The organism is Pseudomaricurvus albidus, from assembly GCF_018863235.1.
GTDB lineage: Bacteria > Pseudomonadota > Gammaproteobacteria > Pseudomonadales > Cellvibrionaceae > Pseudomaricurvus > Pseudomaricurvus albidus.
In genome coordinates, this window is sequence record NZ_JAHKRS010000004.1 from 139,095 (window position 1) to 164,438 (window position 25,344).

At 50.8% G+C, this 25,344-nt stretch carries 17 protein-coding genes and 1 riboswitch; of the genes, 9 read left to right on the forward strand and 8 right to left on the reverse strand.

What is annotated here, in order from left to right:
• Positions 1-138: 138 nt before the first annotated feature.
• Entirely contained in the window at positions 139-549 is a 411-nt protein-coding gene (arfB, locus tag KOI40_RS08850; RefSeq protein WP_216097146.1) for an alternative ribosome rescue aminoacyl-tRNA hydrolase ArfB, read from the forward strand.
• 93 nt (positions 550-642) lie between these two features.
• On the opposite strand, the gene KOI40_RS08855 is transcribed toward arfB, so the two are convergent.
• Positions 643-3,792 (reverse strand): efflux RND transporter permease subunit, encoded by a 3,150-nt coding sequence (locus KOI40_RS08855; protein WP_216097147.1) that lies wholly within the window; start codon positions 3,790-3,792, stop codon positions 643-645.
• Positions 3,793-3,804: 12 nt separating this feature from the next.
• Entirely contained in the window at positions 3,805-4,935 is a 1,131-nt protein-coding gene (locus tag KOI40_RS08860) for an efflux RND transporter periplasmic adaptor subunit (protein ID WP_216097148.1), read from the reverse strand.
• Positions 4,936-5,165: 230 nt separating this feature from the next.
• Between KOI40_RS08860 and KOI40_RS18855 the strand changes: the two genes are divergently transcribed.
• Positions 5,166-5,933 carry an IclR family transcriptional regulator gene (locus KOI40_RS18855; protein ID WP_216097149.1) on the forward strand — a complete coding sequence of 256 codons (768 nt, stop codon included), beginning with the start codon at positions 5,166-5,168 and terminating at the stop codon, positions 5,931-5,933.
• Here KOI40_RS18855 and modA read toward each other — a convergent pair whose 3' ends face one another.
• Positions 5,934-6,752, reverse strand: a complete 819-nt coding sequence (gene modA, locus KOI40_RS08870) for a molybdate ABC transporter substrate-binding protein (RefSeq protein WP_369413167.1) — start codon at positions 6,750-6,752, stop codon at positions 5,934-5,936.
• Between the two features lie 165 nt (positions 6,753-6,917).
• Between modA and KOI40_RS08875 the strand changes: the two genes are divergently transcribed.
• Positions 6,918-8,045: a porin gene (locus KOI40_RS08875; protein ID WP_216097150.1), complete on the forward strand. Its 1,128-nt coding sequence runs from the start codon at positions 6,918-6,920 to the stop codon at positions 8,043-8,045.
• A 108-nt stretch (positions 8,046-8,153) separates the two neighbouring features.
• On the opposite strand, the gene fusA is transcribed toward KOI40_RS08875, so the two are convergent.
• Positions 8,154-10,238: an elongation factor G gene (gene fusA / locus KOI40_RS08880; RefSeq protein ID WP_216097151.1), complete on the reverse strand. Its 2,085-nt coding sequence runs from the start codon at positions 10,236-10,238 to the stop codon at positions 8,154-8,156.
• Between the two features lie 383 nt (positions 10,239-10,621).
• Here fusA and KOI40_RS08885 point away from each other — a divergent pair, with 383 nt between their 5' ends.
• Positions 10,622-10,849 carry a hypothetical protein gene (locus KOI40_RS08885; RefSeq protein ID WP_216097152.1) on the forward strand — a complete coding sequence of 76 codons (228 nt, stop codon included), beginning with the start codon at positions 10,622-10,624 and terminating at the stop codon, positions 10,847-10,849.
• Between the two features lie 30 nt (positions 10,850-10,879).
• On the opposite strand, the gene radD is transcribed toward KOI40_RS08885, so the two are convergent.
• Positions 10,880-12,697, reverse strand: a complete 1,818-nt coding sequence (gene radD / locus KOI40_RS08890; RefSeq protein ID WP_216097153.1) for a DNA repair helicase RadD — start codon at positions 12,695-12,697, stop codon at positions 10,880-10,882.
• A 395-nt stretch (positions 12,698-13,092) separates the two neighbouring features.
• Here radD and KOI40_RS08895 point away from each other — a divergent pair, with 395 nt between their 5' ends.
• The 3 genes from KOI40_RS08895 to KOI40_RS08905 all read left to right on the forward strand — a co-directional run bounded on the left by KOI40_RS08895 (position 13,093) and on the right by KOI40_RS08905 (position 18,686).
• Complete coding sequence (locus KOI40_RS08895) at positions 13,093-13,875, forward strand: DUF3014 domain-containing protein (protein ID WP_216097154.1); 783 nt, start codon at positions 13,093-13,095, stop codon at positions 13,873-13,875.
• Between the two features lie 227 nt (positions 13,876-14,102).
• On the forward strand, positions 14,103-16,010 hold the full coding sequence (locus tag KOI40_RS08900) for a propionyl-CoA synthetase (RefSeq protein ID WP_216097155.1): 1,908 nt from the start codon (positions 14,103-14,105) through the stop codon (positions 16,008-16,010).
• Between the two features lie 125 nt (positions 16,011-16,135).
• A riboswitch (cobalamin riboswitch) is annotated at positions 16,136-16,369 on the forward strand.
• A 220-nt stretch (positions 16,370-16,589) separates the two neighbouring features.
• Complete coding sequence (locus KOI40_RS08905; RefSeq protein WP_216097156.1) at positions 16,590-18,686, forward strand: TonB-dependent receptor; 2,097 nt, start codon at positions 16,590-16,592, stop codon at positions 18,684-18,686.
• Positions 18,687-18,761: 75 nt separating this feature from the next.
• Here KOI40_RS08905 and KOI40_RS08910 read toward each other — a convergent pair whose 3' ends face one another.
• Entirely contained in the window at positions 18,762-19,193 is a 432-nt protein-coding gene (locus tag KOI40_RS08910; protein ID WP_216097157.1) for a DUF2147 domain-containing protein, read from the reverse strand.
• 209 nt (positions 19,194-19,402) lie between these two features.
• Between KOI40_RS08910 and KOI40_RS08915 the strand changes: the two genes are divergently transcribed.
• Positions 19,403-19,981, forward strand: coding sequence for a DUF1415 domain-containing protein (locus tag KOI40_RS08915; RefSeq protein WP_216097158.1), 579 nt, complete (start codon positions 19,403-19,405; stop codon positions 19,979-19,981).
• 9 nt (positions 19,982-19,990) lie between these two features.
• On the opposite strand, the gene KOI40_RS08920 is transcribed toward KOI40_RS08915, so the two are convergent.
• The gene (locus KOI40_RS08920) at positions 19,991-20,824 is read right to left on the reverse strand and encodes a CvfB family protein (protein ID WP_216097159.1); all 834 of its coding nucleotides are present in this window, start codon (positions 20,822-20,824) and stop codon (positions 19,991-19,993) included.
• A 120-nt stretch (positions 20,825-20,944) separates the two neighbouring features.
• On the opposite strand from KOI40_RS08920, the gene KOI40_RS08925 reads away from it, so the two are divergent.
• A complete protein-coding gene (locus tag KOI40_RS08925; protein ID WP_216097160.1) occupies positions 20,945-22,012 on the forward strand; it encodes a hypothetical protein in 1,068 nt (355 codons plus the stop codon).
• A 29-nt stretch (positions 22,013-22,041) separates the two neighbouring features.
• On the opposite strand, the gene KOI40_RS08930 is transcribed toward KOI40_RS08925, so the two are convergent.
• Positions 22,042-25,344, reverse strand: coding sequence for a carboxyl transferase domain-containing protein (locus tag KOI40_RS08930; RefSeq protein WP_216097161.1), 3,303 nt, complete (start codon positions 25,342-25,344; stop codon positions 22,042-22,044).

The following is a 25,344-nucleotide window of genomic DNA, read 5'->3' on the forward strand; positions in this document are numbered from 1 at the left end:
AAAGGAGGTTACCCGTGTGTCCAAGATTGTCTTTCAGACTGGGTCTGAAAATGGGGGACAGGTGGGATATAGTGTCACCCTATAGCATCCGGTGAATTCCATCGGATAACAATTGTGATGATTCAGAATAAGTGATTTATGAAAGTATCGAACAATGTGGAAATCCCCGATCATGAAATCGAGTGGACAGCCATTCGTGCTCAGGGAGCCGGCGGCCAGAATGTCAATAAGGTCTCTTCTGCTGTGCACTTGCGATTTGATGTGAAGGCATCCTCGTTGCCTGATTTTTATAAAGAGCGCTTGTTGCGGTGGTCGGATAGCCGAATTACCAGTGATGGTGTGGTCGTGATTAAGGCTCAGCAACACAGAACGCAGGAAAAAAATCGATTGGATGCCCTTGAGCGTCTTAAGGCATTAATTCTTGCCGCTACGGTAGTACACAAGACCCGCAAGGCAACCAGACCGTCTAAAAATTCGCAGAAGAAGCGAATGGATAAAAAAACTCAGCGTGGCCAGGTGAAAAAGATGCGGGGTAAAGTCGATCTTTAGCGACCAGCTATGTCGTGATGGCAATGCGTGATTAGAAGGGGATCATGCTGGTGAACGACAGGTTCAATACTGTGTCGTTCACCACCGGCAAAACTAGCTTTTCAGGGCTTCTGCTTGAGCATCCTCTTCTCGTTGCCTTGGAAAGAACTTTTCCGATATTTCCATCACCGCCACATAAAACAGCGGGATAAAGAAAATTGCCAGGAAGGTTGCACTCAGCATCCCGCCGACCACCCCGGTTCCTATCGCGTGTTGACTGCCTTGACCCGCACCGCTGGCCAGGGCCATTGGTAGCACGCCGAAAGTAAATGCCAGAGAGGTCATGATAATAGGGCGAAGTCGCTGACGGGCAGCTTCAATGGCGGCCTCTTTCAGCGGGCGACCTTCTTCTTCGTACAGTGCGCGTGCAAACTCTACAATCAAAATGGCATTTTTAGCCGCCAGGCCGATTGTGGTCAGCAGGCCCACCTGAAAGAAGATATCATTGCTCAGTCCGCGGGCGAGAGTCGCAATGACTGCCCCCAAAATACCGAGCGGAACAACCAGCATCACGGCGAACGGGATCGACCAGCTTTCGTAAAGTGCCGCAAGACACAGGAATACGACCAGTAGTGACAGCGCATAGAGCATTGTGGTCATATCTCCGGTCATGCGCTCTTCATAGCTGATGCCGGTGTACTCCATCCCAATGCCCTGAGGTAATGAACGGGCAGCATCTTCAAAAGCATCCATAACATCACTGGTGGTGAATCCCGGGGCTGGATCGCCTTGTATTTCCAGGGCTGGCACACCGTTGTACCGTGCCAGCTGGTTGGGGCCGTAACTCCAGCGACCGTGGCTGAATGCGGAAAAAGGAACCATTTCGCCGTTGTTGTTACGCACAAACCATTTTGTTAAATCCTCAGGGGCCAGGCGAGAGTCGTCATTACCTTGAATGTAAACGCGTTTAACGCGGCCTTGATCGATAAAATCATTGACGTACTGAGATGCCCAGGCTGCGGACATGGTGTTGTTGATGTCGGACAGACTGACCTGATAAGCGGATGCCTTCTCGTCATCAATAATGATCTGGTATTGTGGTGAGTCTTTCATGCCCTTATTGGAAACCCAGCTTACTCTAGGGTCGCTCATGGCTGTCTCAATAAAGTTCCGCATGCCAGCCTGCATCGCGTCATGGCCAAGACCTGCACGATCTTGAAGAAACACATTCACACCGGTGGCATTGCCCATTTCCATAATGGCAGGGGGGGCAAACGCAATGACCATACCACTTTTAATTTGTTGGAAGCTGCCCATTAGCCGCTCTGTAACACTGAAGATATCGGTATCTTTTCCTTCCCGCTCACTCCAGGGTTTCAGCTGTACAAAGGCCATACCTTGCGTTTGACCGCGGCCGAAAAAGTTAAAACCGTTTACGGTAAACACGGAGTTAACGACACCGGACTCGTCATTTAACAGAATCTCGCGGGCTTGTGTGAGCGTGTCTTCAGTAGCTTCTGCGCTGGCATTGGCAGGCATTTGCACCATCACGTACAGTGTGCCCTGATCTTCGTCGGCAATGTAGGCACCCGGGAGTTTGGAGAACAGCAACCCAAGCCCGATTACCAATACTGCAAACGCAAGCAGATAACGGCGAGGTCGTTTCAGAATACCTGCCACACTGCGTTCGTAACGATTGGTGTTACGCTCAAAGGTGCGATTAAACCATCCGAAAAAGCCTTTCTTTTCATGGTGACCTTTTTTGCTGGGGCGTAAAAGCATGGCACAGAGTGCAGGTGTAAAGATTAACGCGACAAGTACGGACAGAGCCATGGCTGCAACGATAGTGACCGAGAACTGACGGTAAATGACCCCGGCAGAGCCGCCAAAGAACGCCATGGGAATAAAAACGGCCGACAGTACCAGACCGATACCCACAAGGGCGCCCTGGATCTGTCCCATTGACTTGCGGGTGGCTTCTCTGGCCGACAAGCCTTCTTCTTCCATCACGCGTTCGACGTTTTCCACCACCACAATCGCGTCGTCCACCAGTAACCCAATAGCGAGCACCATCGCGTACATGGTCAACACGTTAATGTTAAAGCCGAGTGTGTACAGAAGTCCCAGCGTACCCAGCAGTACAACGGGAACGGCAAGCGTTGGAATCAAGGTGGCACGCAGGTTCTGCAAGAACAGGTACATCACCAAAAATACCAGGATAAACGCCTCAATCAGAGTCTGGATCACTGACTCGATAGAGGCCCGTACCACTGGAGCTGTCTCGTAAGGGTAAACGGCTTTAACGCCTGCAGGAAAGAAGGGAGCCAATTCGTCGAGTTGCTTTTTAACCCGGTCTACGGTTTCCAGCACGTTGCCACCTGTAGCCAGACGCAGAGCCATGGCCGCGGCGGGTTTGCCGTTGTATTTGGACGTGATGGAGAAGTTTTCACTGCCCAGCTCAACTTCGGCGACGTCGCTGAGCTTTACCTGAGACCCGTCTGCCTGAACTTTCAGCAATATATTTTCAAAATCTTCGGGTGTTTGCAGACGTGTTTTGCCGATGACGGTCGCGTTCAGTTGAACCCCTTTACGTGCCGGCAAGCCACCAATCTGGCCGGCAGAGATCTGTACGTTCTGCGCCCGAATAGCCGCTGATACATCGCTGGGTGTCAGCTGATAGCTGAGCAGTTTGCCCGGATCCAGCCAGATCCGCATGGCATACTGAGAGCCAAACAGGGTGAAATCACCCACACCGGAAACGCGGGAAATCGGGTCTTTCAAATTGGAGGCAATGTAGTTACCCAGGTCGAAATTGGAAAGTTTTCCGCTTTCATCGATTAGAGCAACCACCAGCATGAAATTGCGTTGATATTTCGCAACCCGAATTCCCTGACGTTGAACTTCTTCTGGCAACAGAGGAGTGGCCAATTGCAGTTTGTTCTGAATGTGAACCTGGGCGATATCCGGGTTGGTACCCTGTTCAAAGGTGACCAGTATCTGCATGCTGCCATCTGCCTGACTGGTAGACGACATGAAGCGCAGACCGTCCAGGCCATTCAACTGCTGCTCAATAACCTGGACCACGGTATCTTGCACCGTTTCGGCTGAGGCGCCGGGGTAGGTGACACTGATCGAGATTGCTGGCGGAGCAATATTGGGATAGTGGCTGACTGGCAGGTTTTTTACAGCCAGTGCTCCAGCCAGCATGGTAATAATGGCTAGTACCCATGCGAAGATCGGGCGGTCAATAAAAAAGCTCGACACGATTCAGGCTCCTTAAGGGTTCACGGAGGTGAAATCGAGAATGGGGTGAACATTGGAGGCCTCAGTGACTGCTACCTTCACTCCGGGGCGCATGTTCAGCAGTCCTTCGGTGACCACTTCGTCACCATCTTGCAAGCCACTGGTCACATGCCACATATTGCCAACGGTTCTTTCGGTAACGATAGAGCGTCTCTCGGCTTTACCTTCTTTGTTCACTACCCACACCGCTGGCTTGCCGGTTGCATCGCGCTGAACAGCCTGCTGAGGTACGAGAATGACATTGTCGTTGTAACCAAGGCTCAGGCGGCCATGGACGAACATGCCGGGCAGAAGTCGCCAATCGGGGTTTGGTACCACTGCCCGTAAAGTGACGGAGCCAGTGTCCTGGTCTACTCCAACCTCTGAGAAGCGCAGGGTACCTTCGTGCTCGTACGCGGTACCATCTTCCAGCAGAAGTACAATTTTGGCATCGCCGTCGGCGCTGCGCGTTATCTGTCCATTCTGAAAGGCCTTCTGAAGGCGCAACATCTCGCTTACCGGTTGGCGAATGTCCACATAAATAGGATCAATTTGTTGAATGGTTGCCAGGGCCTGAGTTTGACCGCGGGTAACCAGTGCACCCTCACTGACCGCCGAGCGGCCAATGCGTCCGGTAACAGGGGCCACTACCTTGGTGTAATCCAGATCAATCTTGGCCAGTTCGGCTTCGGCTTTAGCCAGCTGCCAGGCAGCATCGGCATCATCGTACTGTTGTTTGCTGACGGAATTGCTCTGTAGCAGTTCTTTATAGCGGTTGCGCAGCAGTTCGGCATTGCGCAAGTTCGCCAGCGCGCGCTCATAAGTTGCCTGATACTTTTGATCATCGATTTGATACAGCTGCTGGCCGATTTCGACGTTAGCACCTTCTGTCAGCTGCCGCGCCTTGATGATTCCATCCACCTGCGGACGAACTTCGGCCAGTTTGTAGGCGACAGTCCGGCCCGGCAGATCGGTAGTGATTTCCAGAGGCTGAGATTTGATGTTGTAGACGCCAACGGAGACAGTCTCGTTGCGAGGGGCGTTCTTAGCCTCTTCACCGCATGCAGATATCAGAAGGCTCAGTCCAATCAGGACAAAAGCGGGCCTTAAATTGAAACTTCTCACGTATTGCCTCCAGAGATAAGAAGTAGGGTGGCGAGGGCGCTGTTCATATTTCGGTACAGTGTACTACAATACAGGACATTGATGAATGTTTGATGATACCTATCAACACATATTAGAAAAGAATATTAACTTAAAGTAACACTTGAGTTGATATATAAGCGGTTGCAAAGGGAGTTTGTGACACGGGCCACGCCCGAACAGAGAGATGATCAAAAAGAGGAGCAGTTATTGTGGGCCAGCAGATTAAAGATGGTGGTGAGGACTCCAGGCAGGGCATTCAGGTGGTTGCCCGGTCTGCGGATATCCTCAGGCTTTTGGGTGAGAACCCAGACGGTTTAAGTCTGGCAGAGATTGCCAAAGGGGTTGAGTTACCCCGGTCTACCGTACAGCGCATTGTCTGTGCGCTTCAGGCTGAATACTTTGTTGAGTCTGTAGGGGGGAGTGGCGGTGTCCGGCTGGGGGCAGCCATTGGCAAACTTTTCTACAAGACTCAAAAAGATATAGTCCACATCACCAGGCCGTATCTCGAGGCGCTTTCAAATCAGTTTTCTGAGTCTGTTTATTTGGCTACTCGTGTGGATCAGCGAACCAATGTGTTGGATCGGGTAATTGCAGAGCATGCCTTGAGGGTGGTTTTTCCTGTGGGTGACGGTACCCCGGTTTTTAATACTGCTGCGGGCAAGTCTCTGTTGGCTGAAATGTCGCCTCAGGAGCGGGAGGCCTTGCTTGATGATGAGTTGCCGGCGTTTACTGAGCGAAGCCCAGATCGGGATGAGTTGCTGGCTCAGGTTGAAGAGGTGAGCCGCACAGGGATTGCCCGTGATTTCGATGAGTATGAGGTGGGTATCAGCGCTATAGGGGTTAGCTTAAAAACCTATCTGGGTGTGTTTTGTGTCGGAATTGTGCTGCCTTCGGCGCGTTTGCCAAAGGCTCTGGATGACATGGAAAATGCCTTATTAAAGCTGAAGCGTGAAATTGAGGCGCAAATTGGCTGTTAGTCATTGTGAGTTGGTCGATGTTTTGTAGCCATGGGACTCAATGATCGTTCTCGCCTGATTGCCGGTAATAAAGCTCATAAACTCACGGGCGGCCTGACTGCTTTTGCCTTTCATTAGCAGCACCGCGTCCTGGCGAATAGGCTTATACAGGTTGTGGGGGATGATCCAGGCTGATCCTTTAATCCCTTTGTCATGGTTCAATATTTGCGAAAGAGCAACAAATCCCAGTTCTGCATTACCGGTGCTGACGAACTGGTATGTCTGTGAAATGTTTTCTCCCTGAACCCATTTTTTACGGGTTGTGCTGGCCAGGTTCAGCTCATTCAATACTTCTACAGCAGCCTGGCCGTATGGGGCAAGTCTGGGGTTGGCCAGAGCCAATTTTCGGTATTTCCTCTCTGTCAGGGTCTTTTCTGTCAGGTCAGCAAAGCTGTCTTTGACTGTCCACAGTGCCAGACTGCCTTCTGCATAGGTAAAACGGCTCCCTTTAATGGCCAATCCGTTTTTTTCGAGAGCTATGGGCTTGCTTTGATCGGCTGAGAAAAACAGTTCGAAGGGAGCGCCGTGGCTGATTTGCGCATAAAGCTTGCCCGATGAGCCAAACGAGAGCTTTACCTGGTGGCTGGTATTCTCTTCAAAGGCCTTGGTTACCTCCTTCATTGCTGACGTAAAGTTGGACGCAACAGCGATGTGAATGTCGTCAGCATGCGAGGAGGAGGCCGTGAGAAAGGCAAAGACAAGCAATGAGAGGTAATGGGTAAGGGTGCTGGCAATAGGGTGTTCGGCGTGCTGTGTGTCTCTGTCTTGTTGTGTTGCCACGGCTGCATCCTAAAGTTGATCGTTTTTTGGTCGATAAAGTTTGGGTAGTTCTTTATGCGGTCTGCCCTTCGGTGTCAGACCATTATATAGCGAGAAATGATCCGGTTGTTCATCTCGGGCCCATGAGTCCGAGATGGGTGTAAATGCCGGGTCGAGGTGAAAGTAATGAATGCAAATTGGGGAAGTGTCTCGAAGGTGAGAGGTCGTTTGGTGCTCCTTTCTTGTTTGGTTCTCCCTGGGCAGGGATTTGGCGCAGAGGTAATGGGCGGGGCTCTGGAGTTTTACGGTGTTATGCACGGTTCTCTGGATTATCGGGATTCAGATGTGCCTTCAATAGTTGCTGATCAGGATACAGATGACAAATTCGTATCGAATGATTTTAAAGTCTCCAGTAACTCAAGCCGTCTGGGTGTGAAGGGGGTTTTGGGGCTGACAGAAGATGTCTCGGTGATTTATCAGTGGGAGCACGGCCTGGATTTCAGTGGTACCAAAAGTGATGCCTTTTCCCTGCGAAACAGCTTTGTGGGTGTCCGGAGTGGCTGGGGAGATCTCTTGTTTGGTCGTCACGACACGCCCTTCAAAATGGTGGGCTCCAAATATTCCCTGATGAACGACACGGTCGCCGATCGTGGGGCGATTTTGGGGGCCAGTGCTCTGAGCGGTTCATTGATTAATACCCGGGCGGATAAGGTGGTTATGTGGCGCAATAAGGTGCCTGTGGGGCCGGGTAATTTTGATTGGGTTCTGCAATATTCTCAGGATTGCACAAGGCCGAGCAAACATCGTGATAATGATGGCTGCAACATCACTGCGGTTGGTCTTCAGTGGCAGGGTGAGGTCTACTCTGTGGGAATTGCTCATGATCACTGGACTGGCTTTTTTGGCAGTGATATTGATGCGACCCGTCTGGCTGCCCGTGCAAATCTGGGTGAAGTTACGGTTGGGTTGATTGCTGATATTGTTCATCAGGAGTCCGAAGCGGGGGTTAATCCTCTGGATCGTGAGGCCTATGGGGCTAATGTTGCGTATCGTTTGGGTGTGTGGAATTTAATGGCTCAGGGCTTTCTGGTGACGGATTATGAAGATTCTGAAGAGTCCGGTGCGATCATGATGAGCGCCGGAATTGAGTGCAAGCTGACTCCTTTATTGAAGGGGTATCTGATTTACACGCAAACGGATAACGAGAGCAATGCTCGCTTCCAGGGGGTGGATGGTTCACATGGTGAGGAGGTGGCAACGGTGATGGGCGGGACGCCCAAAGCGTTGTCTCTGGGGTTTAAGTACGCGTTCTAGTTTTCCTGATTGAATTCTTTAGTTGCGTTGACTGAGTTTTTATCCATAAAAAAAGCCCTGCCAGCATGCTGGCAGGGCTTTTTAGAGAAGGGCTAATCAGGCAGTTTATTACTTGTTAGCTTTCTTCTCTTTTTCAGCTGCAATCACGCCTTCAGCAACGTTGGCAGGACAAGGCATGTAGTGGCTGAACTCCATGGAGAACTGGCCGCGGCCAGAAGTCATGGTGCGCAGGCTGCCGATGTAGCCAAACATTTCTGACAGAGGAACGTCAGCTTTGATGCGGATGCCGGTTGCGCCTGGCTCTTGATCTTTGATCATGCCGCGGCGACGGTTCAGGTCACCAATAACGTCACCTACGTGATCTTCCGGAGTAAACACGTCAACTTTCATGATTGGCTCGATCAGCTGAGGACCGGCTTTAGGCATGGATTGACGGAAAGCGCCTTTGGCGGCGATTTCAAATGCTACTGCAGAGGAGTCAACTGCGTGGTAGCCACCGTCGAACAGTTCAACTTCAACGTCCAGAACCGGGAAGCCGGCCAGAGGACCTTCAGCCATCATGGTGGCAAAACCTTTCTCAATGGCAGGGAAGAATTCCTTAGGAACGTTACCGCCTACAACCACAGAGCTGAACTTGAAGCCGGAGCCAGGCTCGCCAGGACGGATGCGGTAGTCAATTTTACCAAACTGACCAGAACCACCGGATTGCTTCTTGTGGGTGTAGCTGTCTTCGATAGGCTGGGTAATGGTTTCGCGGTAGGCAACCTGTGGTTGACCTACAACCAATTCAACGCCGTAAGTACGCTTCAGAATGTCAACTTTAATGTCCAGGTGAAGCTCACCCATACCTTTCAGGATGGTTTCGCCGGAATCTTCGTCGGTTTCAACGCGGAAAGAAGGATCTTCTGCAACCATCTTACCAATGGCGATACCCATTTTCTCTGCGCCGCCCTTGTCTTTAGGGGCAACAGCGATGGAGATAACAGGCTCAGGGAAAACCATGGCTTCCAGAGTACATTCGTGCTTAGGATCACACAGAGTGTGACCGGTCTGAACGTTCTTCATGCCCACAACGGCGATAATGTCACCAGCCTGAGCTGATTCGATTTCGTTGCGGTCATCGGCCTGCATTTCTACCATGCGACCAATACGCTCGGTCTTGCCGGTAAAGCTGTTCAGTACGGTGTCACCTTTTTTCATAACACCGGAGTAGATGCGGATAAAGGTCAGGGCGCCAAAACGGTCGTCCATGATCTTAAATGCCAGGGCGCGCAGAGGCTCGTCGGCAGAAACAATCGCTTTCTCGCCAGTTGGGTTGCCTTCTTCGTCGGTCAGATCCTGTGGATCAACTTCAGTTGGGCTTGGCAGGTAGTCAACAACGGCGTCCAGAACCAGCTGCATACCTTTGTTCTTAAAGGCAGAACCACAGAAGGTTGGGAAGAAGGCCAGAGTGCGGGTACCTTCACGGATGCAGCGTTTCAGGTCTTCGATGGAAGGCTCTTCGCCGTCCATGTAAGCCATCATCAGGTCGTCATCCAGCTCAACAGCGGTTTCGATCAACTGCTCGCGGTACATTTCAACGTCGTCAACCATGTCGGCTGGGACTTCTTTGACTTCGTAGTTTTCTGGTTGACCAGACTCATCCCATACGTAGGCCTGGCGGGTCAGCAGATCCACAACGCCGGTGAATTCGTCTTCGCGGCCGATTGGCAGGGTCATGATCAGAGGGGTAGCACCCAGAACTTTCTTAACTTGCTCGGTAACGCGCAGGAAGTCTGCGCCGATACGGTCCAGCTTGTTAACAAAGATGATACGGGCAACTTCAGATTCGTTAGCGTAGCGCCAGTTGGTTTCTGACTGAGGCTCAACACCACCGGAGCCACAGAATACGCCGATACCGCCGTCCAGTACTTTCAGTGAGCGGTATACTTCTACAGTAAAGTCAACGTGCCCTGGGGTGTCGATTACGTTCAGACGGTGACCTTTCCATTCACAGGTAACGGCAGCGGACTGAATGGTAATACCACGCTCAGCTTCCTGCTCCATGAAGTCGGTAGTTGATTCACCTTCGTGAACTTCACCAAGCTTATGGATTTTACCGGTCAGCTTCAGGATACGTTCGGTAGTGGTGGTTTTACCGGCGTCAACGTGGGCGAAGATGCCGATATTTCTGTACTTTGATAAGTCTGTCATTAGTGGGTCTCGATTAGCCAGGGCCAAAATTAGCGCGGAATTGTACATGGAATTGGGTGTATGTAGAAGGGGTATTTCAAGAAACCCTTTGTGATAAGTCGGAAGGAGTTGCGGGATGACCTCTTAATCCTAGAACTAGGATGATAATCACTTTCTAACTTATTGTATTTTCTGGCTTTGTCGGGACATTTTTGTTGGTTTAAATATACAGCTCAATTGGACAAAGGGCTTGTACTGACAGGATATTAAATTCAGGGAGTTGATCCTGGGCAGACAGTCGGGATTGCTTAGGTATAATGCCGCCCGCGTTTCGCTAACCTTTGACGGGAATTCAAAGGGTTAAAAGGGCGGTTGTCGGTCGATTTCACGGGAATGTCAGTTTTATGAATGCTCAGATTGTCTATGCTTTTGAGTCCGGTCAAACGGCCAATCGCTTTTTGAACCGTTTGAAGTCTGGCGACATGCCGAAAGTGAAGGCGCGCCTTCACAAGGGCTCCAATACGGTTCAGGTATCCTATTCACTCAGTGAGAATCAGGGGTATGACAGCACCTGTGCGGAACTGGACGATCTGGCGGCGAGTATGAATGGCGTGGAAGTGTCCCACTCCTGATATTTGATTGCGCCAGAGAGTTGTTGGATCTCAAAGCTCGTTAGCCCGCCGATAGCGGCCCTCATAGTCAAAAATCCGATCCCGAATGGCCCAAATCCGTCCATTTTTGCGGGCAATGACAAAATCAGGCGATCGAAAGCGGTGTTGCTCCTTGATGACGTCGTCGGGTCCTGTGGGGAAAAATCGCTCTTCTGGTCGTTTCAGGTGTTGACGAACAAATTGGTGATAGAAGCGACCCTGCTGAGCCTTGCTGGACAGGGCATAGACTTCACTGAGCTCAACACCTTCCTCATCGTGATAGATTACCTTCAGCCTGGGTTCCTGATTTTTGTTCAGGTGATGATGAAGGCTCATTCCCGCACAGCGTATTACCTTGGCATCCCGAAGTTTAAGTGCTTCTTTGAGTTTTTGGTCAGGATCGACCAGCAAATGATCACATTGATGGCATTGGCGAGCAGCGATGTCGTTCTCCGCGCCACATTGGCCGCACTCTTTGAAACGAAAACGGAATTCGCACTGCTGTAATGGGTGACTGGTCTCCGGGTTATTTGCCTGCTCGTCCCCCAGCGCTGTCAGCCCCTGACATCGACGGCCGTAATGTTCTATGACATCCCCGTCACTGTCGGTCTTGCCCCAGAACTGGTTGTTGTGCTGGCAGAGTGGGCAGGTAATCTTGACGATGACTGAATCACTGTCGGGTTTTGGGGCGCTGATATCGGGCCGGTAGAGGTCGTGAGTGTTGCCCGCGTAATCCAGAATCAGGCAGTCGGTTTTTTCCGGTGACAAGCGCAGTCCACGGCCAATGATTTGCTGGTAGAGTCCTGCGGACTCCGTAGGTCTGAGGATGGCGATGAAGTCCACATGTGGTGCGTCAAAACCGGTTGTCAGTACCGACACATTGACCAGATATTTGATTTGCTTGTCTTTGAAGGCCTGGATGACGCTGTCTCTGGCCTTGGGGCGCATTTCCCCCAGTATGATGGCTGAAGATTCCGGCGGAAGGTAAGACAGGACCTCCCGGGCGTGTTTTACCGTGGCGGCAAAGATCATCACACCTTTGCGATCGTGGGCCAGCTCTATGACCTGCTGGATAATCCTTGCCGTTGCCCGTTTGGCACCTTGCAGCACTCGATCCAGATCTTCTTCCTTGTAATAAGTCCTGTTATTGCCTGTGCGCAGTTGCTCGAAATCATAAAGGGCTATGGGGGCGTCCAGCAGTCGGGGGGGCGTCAGAAAGCCGGATTTGATCATATATTGCAGCGGCAGCTCGAAAATACAGCTTTTAAAGGGGGTGGTTTCGTTCGTTCGCACCCGTTTTTGCGGAAGGTGATGCTGGTACACCCAGCCGCTATCGAGCCGGTAGGGCGTAGCCGTCAGTCCAAGCACCTTCAGGGACGAGTTGTGAGTTGTCAGGTGGTTTATGATCTTCTGGTATTCGGAGTTTTCTTCCAGCGAGACCCGATGGCACTCATCAATCACCAGCAGAGAGTACTGATGCTCAAAGGCGTCCAGATTGCGGGCTACTGACTGTACACTGCCAAATGTAACTTTTTCTGAGACTTCTTTTCGATTAAGTCCGGCGGCAAAAATACTCGCCTTGAATCCATAGCTCTCATATTTCTGATGATTCTGCTCTACCAGTTCTTTGACGTGTGCCAGCACAAGTACACGTCGATTGGCGAGCTTGCCTAGTTCAGCGATGACAAGACTTTTTCCCGCTCCAGTAGGTAGCACAATAACAGCGCCCTCGTTGGTTTGGCGGAAATGTTGAATCGTCGCTGTGACGGCCTCTTGCTGGTAGGGACGCAATTTGAACGTGTCTTTCTGGGAGGGGCTGGATGGTGTCATTGATCGTTGATCGTGTGTCATCAGAGGTTGGTGGTGGATTATAAGGGCAGAAATCAATGATGATAACGTGTGTGAGTGCCTGTACTACTATTGGCGGCGTCTATTCGATTTATTTTGCCGGTTTTGCCTTATTTTCTTCTTTTTGACCTAGAATGAGTGAAACACACAGGAAATTGTCCCGCCAGATGCAATTGGGGTGCCGTTGCTGAGATTGATTGCCATAATTGATCATAATTCAATGAGAAACTTCTTGGCGTAAGTGGCATCCAAGTTTCTGAATCGCTGTTAAGTTACGTGCGAGACTTCAGCTTTCAATGGGACTTAAGTTTGGTCGTAAAGTAGTGTTCCTGAAACGCTCACTTATTGCGACCGCAGACCAAGTATTGGGGAGACATATGAATAACGGAGTAAAAATAGGCATTGTGGCTGTGATTGTCATTGTTATTGGTGCCTATTTTGTGATCAAACCAGAGGAAAAAACCGAAATTCAGCCCGAGGAGGTCGTTCCGGCTCAAATTGAGCAAGTGATCGAGCCTGAGCCAGAAGAGGTTGTAGAGGCTGAACCGCCGACGGATCCGCGCCCTGTAGAGGATCCAATCGTACTGCCACCGGAAACGCTCAATGAGAGTGATGACAAGGTCATGATGGCCATTGAAAAAATTTCACCGACGATCGCCCAGTGGGTTGTGCCTGAAGAGCAGGTACGCAAACTGGTACTGGCTGTGGATCTGTTGGCTGATGGCAAGTTACCTCTGCGTCACAAACCGCTGGAGTATCCCATTCCAACTTTCGCGGTAGAATCTTTAAATGACGATGAATTTGTTTCAGAAGATTCAAATGCCGAAAGAATGAACAGCCTGATCAACGCTGTAACCGCAATACCTCCAAAAACCATGGGGCGCTATTACCAGGCGTGGTTACCCTTGCTGGAAAAAGCCTACGGGGAACTGGGCAAGGAAGACGAGTTCAAGACGCGGGTGGATGAAGCCGTGAACCGAATTCTTGCGGCAGAAGACATTGAGGAAGATGAGCGCCTGGTACAACCACATGTGTTTTATCAGTTTGAAGACAACACTCTGGAGCAAAAATCAGCTTTGGATAAAGCGCTCTGGCGTATGGGCAAAGAAAATCGAGAGAAGCTTCAGGCCTACTTGAAGGAACTAAAGTTTTATCTTTAATGACTGATTGGCACTGGTTGTGCCAGGGGTGTGAAGTTTAAAAAAGGCTTGCCAGTGGCAGGCCTTTTTTGTGTCTGTCTTTTAAGGCATGGCACGTGTATGGAAACTTAAAAGCTCTTGCCTGCATAGCTATTGAGCTATGTATCGACGATGGTCGAATAGTGCTCGTCTTCGTGTGGACCTAAACTGATGGGTAATAACAAGAAGTATGAGGTTATAAGGCAATAATGACTACCTACGAACAAGAATATGCATGCTCCATTGATCAGCCAGAGACATTTTGGGCCAAACAGGCTTCTGAACTGGATTGGTTTAAATCTCCGGAAACGATCCTGAGTCAGGATGAGAATGGCATGGACCGCTGGTTTGCCGATGGCGAGATGAATACCTGTCACATGGCACTGGATGTTCAGGTAGCCAATGGACGTGGCCAGCAGGTGGCGATCTACTACGACTCACCAGTGACTGGCGTTAAAAAGCAGTTGACCTATGAGGCGCTGTTAAAGCAGGTCGCAACATTTGCTGGCGTATTGCAGCAGCAAGGCGTAGGTAAGGGTGATCGTGTCTTGATCTACATGCCAATGATTCCCGAGGCTGTTGTGGCCATGCTGGCCAGTGCGCGTTTGGGAGCCATTCATTCCGTAGTGTTTGGTGGCTTTGCCGCCCACGAGCTGGCGGTGCGTATAGATGATGCGCAACCCAAGGTCGTGGTATCTGCTTCTTGTGGTATCGAAATTGATCGGGTTATTCCCTACAAGCCTTTGCTGGACGATGCGGTGTCTATAGCAGAGCATCAGCCGTCATCCTGCATTATTTATCAGCGTGAGCAATTAAAAGCAGAATTGTTGCCCGAAAGGGATCTGGATTGGGAAAAGCTGGTTGCCAAAGCCCAGGCGGTGCCTTGTACACCAGTAAAAAGCACCGACCCGCTGTATATTCTTTATACCTCTGGCACAACCGGTAAGCCAAAAGGTGTTGTACGGGACAATGGTGGTCACGCAGTGGCGATGAAGTACAGCATGAAAGCGCTGTATGACATGAATCCTGGTGATGTTTTTTGGGCCGCTTCCGATGTCGGTTGGGTGGTGGGACACTCTTATATTGTCTATGCCCCACTGCTGTCCGGTGTGTCTACCGTGTTGTACGAGGGCAAGCCGGTGAATACGCCCGACGCTGGTGCCTTCTGGCGGGTAGCGAGTGAGTATGGTGTTAAAGGGCTGTTTTCTGCACCTACCGCCTTCAGGGCCATTCGCAAGGCTGATCCTGATGCCGAACTTTTAAAACAGTACGATCTGTCCTGTCTGAAAACCGTATTTATGGCCGGCGAGCGACTCGATCCCCCGACCTATGAATGGGTTAAAAATCTGTTGTCTGTGCCGGTGATAGACCATTGGTGGCAAACTGAAACCGGTTGGGCAATTTGCGGCAACTTTATGGGAATTGATCCCAAACTGTGTAAAGCAGGTTCCTCGACTTTGCCTTCCCCCGGATTCAATGTGCAAATTCTTGACGAAGCCGGCCTGCCGATGGGGCCAAACGAGCAGGGCAGTGTTGCCATCAAGAGGCCGTTGCCACCAGGATGTTTGCCAACCGTTTGGGGTGACTTCCAGCGTTTCAAAAGCAGCTATCTTTCAACGTTTGAAGGCTATTATGTCTCGGGTGACGGTGGTTATCGTGACGATGAAGGTTATGTTTTCATCATGGGGCGCACTGATGACGTTATCAATGTCGCAGGACACCGTCTGTCAACCGGTGAGATGGAAGAGGTTCTGGCGGGTCATCCAGCGGTTGCCGAATGCGCGGTAATCGGAGTTGCTGATGAACTGAAAGGGCAGTTGCCTGTAGGTCTGGTGATTTTGAAAGACGGTCAGACAATGTCCGAAGAAGAACTTCAGGCTGAATTGGTGGCACGGGTTCGTCAAAACATTGGAGCCGTAGCGAGCTTTAAAAAGGCGTTTATTGTTGAACGTTTGCCGAAAACACGATCGGGTAAAATTCTTCGTAAGCTGTTGCGTCAGATTGCGGATGGAGAGGAATACTCTATACCTTCTACGATTGATGACCCGGCGAGTCCACCCGAAATTGCCGGTGTGTTATCCAGTCATGGGTATGGAACTGATCGAGCTGCAAAATAGTCCGACAAAGCGTTCACACTAGCAATTTGTTGGGATTGTCTAAGCCAGTGCAGGGGGTTTCTGTGCTGGCTTTTTTGTGTGAGCCTTTCGTGCACAACTTGCAAGACGTATTGTTTTACGTATTATGTGCATCGATTTGTTGAAGTCTTCTCCGGAAGTTTATAGGGAATTCGTGATAAACGAAGCTGTCCCCGCAACTGTATTCGTGGAGTTGCTTATCGCTGTTTTGAGTTATGTGTTTGTCGCTCACAACAGTTGACCACTGAGCCTGTTCAGCAGTTTCTGCCGATCAGATTTGGGAAGGTGATAAGCCGCGTTGAAACGAGAGCCAGAATACCTGCTTCAACAGGCGTTGTTATCTGATGGTCGGGGGGTGCAATCAGAGCGGATTTCCGTTTGGCGACGTACTTTATGCCTGTTGCCAAACGTCTGGTCTTTGTGGCTCTCTGAATCTGCACATCACATTCAGGCGCAGCCCCTTTCTTGAAACCCGTTTTTCTTGAAACCCAGCTTTTGTCGTCAGGTGTCTTTTTTGTCTTGGTTGTCCTTTCGAGGGACATTGAGAATAAAGGAATACACATGACCAAACACACTTCATTTCATCTCTTATCTGCAGCTGTGGCCCTGCAATGCGGGCTCGCTTCTTCTGTAACTTTGGCGGCAGGGGTGCCGGGACTGTTGGAAGAAACACTGGTTGTTGGCAAGCAACTTAAGCTGGATGGTAAGGCAACCTCTGCATCTGTGGGAACAGTGACTCAAGAGCAATTGACTTACCGGCCCTTGCTGCGCCCGGCTGAAGTCCTGGAAACAGTACCGGGCATGGTGGTGACTCAGCACAGTGGTGATGGCAAGGCGAACCAGTATTTCTTGCGAGGATTTAATCTGGATCACGGAACTGATTTTGCCTCATACGTCGAAGGCATGCCGGTGAATATGGTGACTCATGGGCATGGACAGGGTTACGCTGACCTTAACTTTTTAATCCCTGAACTGGTTCAGTCGATTGTCTACAAGAAAGGCCCTTACTATGCCAGTGAGGGGGATTTTTCATCTGCGGGCAGCGCCCGTACACGTTATGTAAAGTCTCTCGCGGATACCCAGGTTAAGCTCACCGTGGGTGAGCATCAGTATCAACGGGCTTTGATCACCAGCGGTGTCAGTCTGGGAGAGGGGAATCTCGTGGTCGGTGCAGAAATGCTGCGCAACAATGGCCCGTGGGATCTTGATGAAGACATGAAGAAAAATAACAGCATGCTGAAGTACAGCCAGGGAGATCTCAACAGTGGTTTCAGCGTGACAGCCATGGCTTATGAAAACCAGTGGACTTCCTCGGATCAAATTCCCGAGCGCGCAGTAAAACAAGGTGAAGTTGATCGCTTGGGCTATCTGACACCTTACGATGGTGGTGATTCGAAACGTTATAGTTTGTCATCTGAAGTCTGGAGTGATTTGGGCGAGGGGTATCGCTACAGAGCCTCGGCTTATGTTGTTGATTACGAATTAGAGTTGACTTCGAACGTAACCTATTTCGTTAACGATCCAGTGAACGGTGATGAGTTTACACAATTTGATGACCGCACAATCTGGGGTGGGGAGTTTGTCTTCGACGGCGCGATTAATGAGACTACCGCTTACCAGTTGGGCGCTTCGTTACGTTATGACGATATTCATCAGGTGGCGGTGGGGGCCAGTCAGAGAGGTCATCTGACTGACCTCTGGGTCAGTGACGGTGTGGAAGAAACCGCCGTAGGTGTGTTCGCAAGCGTCAATCAAGAGTGGACTCCCTGGTTGAGAACTGAACTCGGTGTGCGTTACGACTACTTCTCCTTTGATGTTGAGAGTGATCTGTATTTGGAGAATTCCGGCAGTGATTCAGAGGGTAAAGCCAGTCCCAAGTTGAGTATCAGATTAGGGCCCTGGGCAGACACTGAGTTTTTTATCAACTACGGGAAAGGCATTCACAGTAATGACGCCCGAGGTGTGGTGGCAACCATGGATCCAATTAACCCGGGGGAAACGCTCGACTCTGTTGATCCCATTGCCCAGTCGACGGGCTATGAGTTGGGTCTGCGCACGGGCATTCTGCCTGGCGCACAGATATCCATGGCACTGTTTCAGCTGGATTTGGATTCAGAGCTGGTTTTTGTCGGCGATGAAGGGACTACTGAACCACGAGGTGCAACACGTCGTCGGGGGCTGGAAATCGGCATCTATTATGAATTGAATGACTGGCTGATTGTGGATGCAGATGCTGCCCTGAGTCGGGCGCGTTTTCGCAACGAGCAATATGATGATGCCGGTAGCGCAATTGGCAGGCATGTACCGGACAGTATCGAACGGGTTTATTCGATAGGCCTGACTGCGAGCTTTGATTCAGGTATTCATGCAGGATTGCGAGGCCGCCACTTTGGTGCCCGCGATTTGAACGAGTCAGGATCAATCACCTCGGATTCGACAACGACAGTCAATGCAAACCTGTTTTACCAGTGGGGTGATGGCTGGATTGCCGGGCTTGAGGTGCTGAACTTGCTGGATTCAAAGGATGACGATATTACGTATTACTTTGAATCACTAACCGCTTCTGAGCTGGCAGCTAACATGAGTCCGGTTGAAGATTACCACTTCCACCCGGTAGAGCCCCGTACGTTTCGGGTAACCTTGGGCAAGACGTTTTAAATCTGATTGATCTGCCTGCACTGACTCTTTTTAATGGGGTCAATGCAGGTAGCTTCTGCACGCTACGGGATTGTTTTATTCAGTTGGTCTTTTCCAGTCCCGGGTTTGGCCAATGAATCCAAAGCCCGCTTTCAGTTTCAGCGTCTCGCCATCGAGCCAAAGTTTGCAGTCGTATTCACTACCCGTTTCAGGATCTACAACGCGACCATCGACCCATTCATCGTCATCGGCAGTTAAGCCTGTGATAAAAACGAGTCCTTCAATTGGCTGATTTTGGCGTTCGTCTTTGCATTCCTTGCAAACGGCATCCTGTTTGGTTTCGTCATACAGCTTGACGATTCGACCCTGGAGCTCTTCGCCGTCCAAATACAACTCTACCAGTGACTGTCGGTTTCCATCGCCATCCAGAGTGTCCCATTGTCCCAGCACGGCCTTGTTGGCTGCGAAAACATGACTGCTGAGAAAAGGCAGCGTGAATAATAGAGCGGTTAGATGAAGTCTGAGCATGGGATTTCCTTCAATTATTATTTGATGTTCAGGTGCCTTAAGTCTGAAACATGCCGGCAGCACAGGTATAATAGAGTCTGCAGTCCGATTGAATCGCAAAAACACATTAGACTTAAGATGCCAAAAGTCTAGCATTCTGTTCCTGAGTGGGAAACGCAGAATCTTGACTGGAAAGTCATGACCTACAGCCCCGACAGGAGAGAGCGAGTTTGAAAACAGTCCAGCCATCCACCGTTGAACAAGAACATATCATCAGTCAGGTACAGAGTTGGCTGACGGAGGTGGTTATTGGTCTCAATTTGTGTCCGTTTGCAGCACGGCCAACGAAAGCAGGGCAGGTACGTTTTGTGGTCTCAGAGGCGAGGGATGAAGAGTCTCTGTTGCAGGATCTACAATCCGAGCTCGAACGGCTGGAAACGACAGCGCCCTCAACGCTTGAGACCACCTTGCTGATCATCCCTCTTATGCTGAGGGATTTTATGGATTACAACCTCTATCTGAATTGGGTCGATCAGTTGATTGCCCGGCGAGGCTGGGACGGGGAGTTTCAGGTGGCCAGCTTTCATCCGGATTATCAGTTTGAAGGTACTGATGCCGAGGACGCTGAAAACCTTACCAACCGATCCCCGTATCCGATTTTACATTTACTGCGAGAGCAGAGTCTGGAAAATATGCTGGCACGTTACCCCGACAGTGATCAAATTCCAGAGAACAATATTCAGAGGATGAATCGATTATCTGAGGTCGAAAAACAGAAACTTTTTCCTTTTCTGTTTCCTAACAAATAAACGATTCAATCATTTGATCAGTGTGATTTTATCCGGCTCAATCAGAATGCGTCTTTCCTTGTACAGGCTTCCCAGCGCCTTCTTATAAGCACCCTTGCTGACATTGTATTCTTTGTAAATATCGTCAGGTGCGCTCTTGTCGGTCAAATTGGACGTGCCTCCACGAGCTTCCAGGTGTTCCAGAATCTGTTCCGTCAGCTGAGCGCGCTGCTGTACCGGTGGAAGTTGCAGACTGAGATCAATTTTTTTGTCTGCCCGGATCGCCTTGATATAACCCGGTGTTCTGGCTCCGTATTTCAGCGGTTTGAATGCATCATCTTTAAACAGCAGCCCAAGATGGGTGTTGTTGATCACGGCTTTGTAGCCCATGTCCGTGCGACCGCAAATCATCAGTTTGACGGCTTGTTGAGGCTTAAAAAACAGGGACTCTTCACTCAGATGACGGTTCAGGCGACTGCTGGCAACGATCCTGTTGGTGTAGGGGTCCAGATACACGTAGACCACATAGGACTTGCCTTCCTCCATGGGGTTACTCTGCTCGTTATAGGGCACCATCAAGTCCTTGGGCAAGCCCCAATCCAGAAACGCTCCGACACGGTTGACGTCTGTGACCTTCAGGTAGGCGCATTCCCCAACTGTGACTTTGGGGCGCTCGGTAGTGGCGATGATCTCGTCTTCCGAGTCTAGGTAGATAAATACGTCGAGTTCGTCGCCGATGTCAGTATTTGCCGGGATGTAGCGCTTGGGCAGCAGGATGTTGCCAAACTTGTCCCCATCGAGAAACAGACCGAAATCAACCAGTTTGACCACTTTCAGGCGGTTGAATTTACCAATTTGAACCATGGGGATTCTCCCGCGTATGACTAAAAACGTGGAGTGTACGGTCAGATAAGAGGGGAGTAAACGCCTCTGTGCTACAATTGCCTCTTTTTTCTTTTCTGCTTGGCTTCCCGGTGAGGTTGTATGTCACAGGTTTTGAGTATCGCTGTAGGCAAGTCTGTTAATGAAGAGGGTGATTGGGTTCAATTTGATCACCTGGCCTCCAAATTAAGTGCAAAGTTGGGCATTCAGCCCCTCAGGTTAACCATCGATCCATTATCTGTGGATTGGTACAGCGCTCTGGAGGCCGGTCACTTCCGCAGCGGTTGCGCGCCGATAGAAGCGCTGGCTGAGGCGTGTCGATTGATCCGAAGTGGAGAAGAGTGCGCTGTAGTGATTCACGGCAGGGATTTCCTGAAAAGCGAATACACCTCCACCGAGCGCCGCCAGGCAATGGCGGTCTATGGCGATAACATGCCTCTTACAGAAGCCTACAATCTGCTCGCCCACGAGTTTATGGCGCTTAATGGGATTTCCCAAGAATTCTTCTGTGAGCTCCGTGATGCCTTGTTCGACAACTACTGCCGGACTTATACCAGAAATGTCGCTTCCGCATCGCTTCCCGGTGACCGCTGGTTGCAGCCGGTCACTGAACTGTTTCGGGGGGTGGATTGCGCCAATCCGGTGGTGGATTTTGAAGGCGCCATGCTTTTGACCAGTGCATCCGTCGCTCGAGATCTTGGTTTGGAAGCCGGCGCTTGCCTCGAAATCTCTGGTGTTGGATTGGGAATGCTGCCAGAAGATGGGCCGCAAGTCGCCCATACAATAGCGAGTTATGATCATCTGCGTAACGCCTTCAGAACGCTGGATCAACAGCTTGATGAAAGCCTCAATTCAAGGTTTTTGCGCGACGATTTGCTGCTGGATTTGTACACCTGTTATCCCGTCGTACCTTTGGCAGCCCTGTTAACTGGTGGCTTCGTGACTTCTCCGGATCAGTTGTTGTCGTTTATACAGAGAAACCCGTTGACCCAAACCGGTGGTATGAACCTAGCCCGTGGAGCCTGGAATAACCCGGCGTTGAATGGTCTGATCACCATGCAGAACAGGTTGTTAAAGCAGAATATAGCTTCATCAGGCCTGGTTCATGGAAACGGTGGTTTGGGATACCGACAGGGCGTAGTGCTTTTAACACGCTACACCCCCGTTTAAATAGCCCCGATTATCAAAAACTCTCTGTATTACCAGGTGTCGATATAGCGCAACTTTTTTCCTGTGCGTGGCTTTGCCGGTGCAGCGCTTTTTACTCCTCGGATAATCCACCGGCGGGTATCCGCGGGATCAATCACTTCATCCAGTTCAAGTGTACTGGCCATATTGATGGCTTTGCCTTTTTCGTAGGATTTGGCAACCAGCTTATCGAACAGTGCGTTACGCTCATCCGGGTCTTCCAGCGCTTCCAGTTCTTTTTTGAAGCCCAGGCGAACCGCACCTTCAAGGCCCATGGCTCCAAATTCGCCGGTTGGCCAGGAGACGGTGAACACACCGGCGTGGAAGTTGCCACCGGTCATTGCCATCGCGCCGAGACCGTAGCCTTTGCGCAACACAATACTGAACAGCGGGATCTCCATATTGGCTGCAGTGACAAACATCCGGGAGAAGTGACGTACCTGAGCCGATTTTTCTGCTTCTGGACCAACCATAAATCCCGGGGTATCACACAGGCTGATCAGGGGCAGGTCGAACGCATCGCACAACTTCATAAAGCGAGTGGCCTTGTCCGCGGCGGGGGTATCTATCGCGCCACCGAGGTGGCGTGAATTGTTGGCAATAACACCAAATGGGCGGCCTTCAATGCGGATCAGGCTGGTAATAATCCCTGAGCCAAAGCCCGCTCGAAGCTCCAGTACGGAATCCACATCGGCCAGAGTATCGATGATTGCCCGAATGTCGTAACTGCGCAAACGGTTCTCGGGAATCAGGTGGCGCAACGTGCGAGTATCGCTACCTTCCCATGTCTGAAGGCTGCCCTGAAAGTAGGAGAGATATTTCTTTGCGGCAGCTACGGCTTCAGTCTCATCCTCAACCAGTATGTCAATGACGCCGTTGGCAGAGTGAACATCGCTGGGGCCAACTTCCGAGGCATCAAATACACCCAGTCCACCACCTTCGATCATGGCAGGGCCGGCCATGCCAATATTGGAATCCCGGGTGGCGATAATGACGTCACTGCAACCAAGAATAGCCGCATTACCGGCAAAGCAGCGCCCCGCTGTAATACCAACAATGGGAGCTTGGCCCGAGAGGGTTGCCAGTGAACTCCAGGTATCCAGATCCAACCCGGCAACCACGGGATAATCGGTGTCGCCGGGTCGACCACCGCCGCCCTCGGTGAAAAATACCAGTGGCATTTTTTGTTCATTGGCCAGACGGAACATACGATCGGTTTTTTTGTGGTTCATCACCCCTTGAGTACCGGCAAACACCGTATAGTCATAGGACATGACGAGACAGCGGCTTTTGTCTTCACTGAATTGATCGCCATTGATACTGGCGGTGCCGGTCACCAGACCGTCAGCAGGACTGACGTCAATCAGTTCTTCAATGCTGCGACGACGACGCTGTGCCGCGATGGTGAGCGAACCGTATTCCTGAAAACTGCCTTCGTCTACCAGGTCTGCAATGTTTTCCCTCGCAGTGCGCATCCCTTTTTTATGACGTTTTTCTATGGCTTGTGGTCTGGCATTGTCTTCGGTTTTCGCTTTTCGGTCGAAAAATTCCTGCAAATCAGGACGAATGGCTTCCAGATTAATCTGTGTTTCCTCTGTGGTCATACCGGCACTGTTGTGATCCGTTTCCAGATACATCAGATGCTCATCACGGGAAACCGCATCGCCGGTTTGGAAATCTATGCGTTGCACTATGCCACTGACGGGAGCGGTAATGATGTGTTCCATTTTCATGGCTTCGATAACTGCGATGGCCTGGCCTGCCAGTACCGTATCACCCTCATTTACCGAAATTTCAACAACCACGGCCTGCATGGGGATTTCAACCGCAGACCAATGTTCAGGTGCTGTGAGCTCCTGTCGTGAGGACAGTTGTTCCCTGTGTTGAGACTCTGCGTAGAGGGGGTTTATCGGCTGGGCGGAATTCAGCAATTCCTCAAGGCGCTGGTCGATAAACTGAGTGTTTACCTGATTGGTTACCACATCGGGATGAGTCAGCAATGCGTACAACAGAGGAATATTGGTTTCGATTCCATCAATGGAGGATTCACGCAAACTGCGCACAGCCTTGCGAATCACATGATTAAAATCTGCAGATGTGGAATGGACAATCAGTTTGGCCAGTAAAGAGTCGTAGTAGGGACTGCTTCGAAAACCGCTAAAACCACAGCTGTCGACGCGAATGCCGGGGCCACTGGCAAGTTCAAAACGAGTGATTTCACCGCCGGCTGGTGTGATCTGACCGCTCGCATCGATGGATTCCGTATTGATTCGGGCTTGCAGGGCAAATCCTTTAGGGGCAGGAATCTGCGACTGAGTCAGATTCAAATCACCGAGGGAGCTGCCTGCTGCAACTTGCAATTGGGCCTGCACCAGGTCGATACCGTAAACGCTTTCAGTAACGGTATGTTCAACCTGAACTCTTGGATTGGCTTCCATGAAAAAGAACTGTTGGCTGTCGCAGTCCACCAGAAACTCGATGGTTCCCAATCCGCGGTAGTTGAGTTCCTGAGCCAGAGTAATCGCCGCTGAGCACAATTGTTCTCTCAGTTCGGAAGACACACTGGGGCTGGGAGCAATTTCAATCAGTTTCTGATGGCGTCTTTGCAGGCTGCATTCACGCTCGCCGAAGTGGCAAACCTGGCCTTGACCATCGCCCAGAATCTGAATTTCAACATGACGAGCATTGACGACTTTCTGTTCCAGGTACACATCACCAAGGCCGAACGCTGCCAGAGCTTCTGATTGGCAGCGCTTGAATTCATCCTCCAGCTGATCTGGATGATGTACGGCCCGCATGCCACGACCACCGCCGCCAGCAATGGCTTTAATCATGACAGCAGCGGTATCGCCGGAGGTTTCCCGCAGTTGACGGTAAAACGTTTTGGCATCCTCAAGTGTGCAGGCATTTTGGGTGCCCTGAAGCAGGGGAACTCCGCACTGAATGGCCAGTTCACGGGCAGATGCCTTGTTGCCAAAAGCGTCCAGTGTTGCAGGAGCAGGCCCGACAAAAATCAGTCCATTGGTTTCACAGGCTTCCGCAAAATTGCGGTTTTCACTGAGAAAGCCGTAGCCGGGATGAATGGCATCGCACTGATGCTGCTTGGCCAGGGTAATGATCTGCTCAATGTCCAGATAGGCGCTGACCCCCGTGCCATGCAAAGGAACCGCTTCGTCGGATTTACGCGGATGCAGGGCATTTTTGTCGTCTTCGCTGTAAATGGAAACTGAGGTGATGTTGAGATCAGACGCGGCACGGGCAATACGGATGGCGATTTCGCCACGGTTGGCGATCATCAGGCGCTGGATAGCCAT

Bases quoted from the DNA above. Each gene is read 5' to 3' on its own strand.
- fusA (WP_216097151.1), bottom strand. From the start codon at position 10,238: ATGACAGACTTATCAAAGTACAGAAATATCGGCATCTTCGCCCACGTT.
- KOI40_RS08875 (WP_216097150.1), top strand. From the start codon at position 6,918: ATGAATGCAAATTGGGGAAGTGTCTCGAAGGTGAGAGGTCGTTTGGTG.
- KOI40_RS08895 (WP_216097154.1), top strand. From the start codon at position 13,093: ATGAATAACGGAGTAAAAATAGGCATTGTGGCTGTGATTGTCATTGTT.
- KOI40_RS08885 (WP_216097152.1), top strand. From the start codon at position 10,622: ATGAATGCTCAGATTGTCTATGCTTTTGAGTCCGGTCAAACGGCCAAT.
- KOI40_RS08910 (WP_216097157.1), bottom strand. From the start codon at position 19,193: ATGCTCAGACTTCATCTAACCGCTCTATTATTCACGCTGCCTTTTCTC.
- KOI40_RS08930 (WP_216097161.1), bottom strand. From the start codon at position 25,344: ATGGCTATCCAGCGCCTGATGATCGCCAACCGTGGCGAAATCGCCATC.
- KOI40_RS08920 (WP_216097159.1), bottom strand. From the start codon at position 20,824: ATGGTTCAAATTGGTAAATTCAACCGCCTGAAAGTGGTCAAACTGGTT.
- arfB (WP_216097146.1), top strand. From the start codon at position 139: ATGAAAGTATCGAACAATGTGGAAATCCCCGATCATGAAATCGAGTGG.
- KOI40_RS08905 (WP_216097156.1), top strand. From the start codon at position 16,590: ATGACCAAACACACTTCATTTCATCTCTTATCTGCAGCTGTGGCCCTG.
- KOI40_RS08900 (WP_216097155.1), top strand. From the start codon at position 14,103: ATGACTACCTACGAACAAGAATATGCATGCTCCATTGATCAGCCAGAG.
- KOI40_RS08925 (WP_216097160.1), top strand. From the start codon at position 20,945: ATGTCACAGGTTTTGAGTATCGCTGTAGGCAAGTCTGTTAATGAAGAG.
- radD (WP_216097153.1), bottom strand. From the start codon at position 12,697: ATGACACCATCCAGCCCCTCCCAGAAAGACACGTTCAAATTGCGTCCC.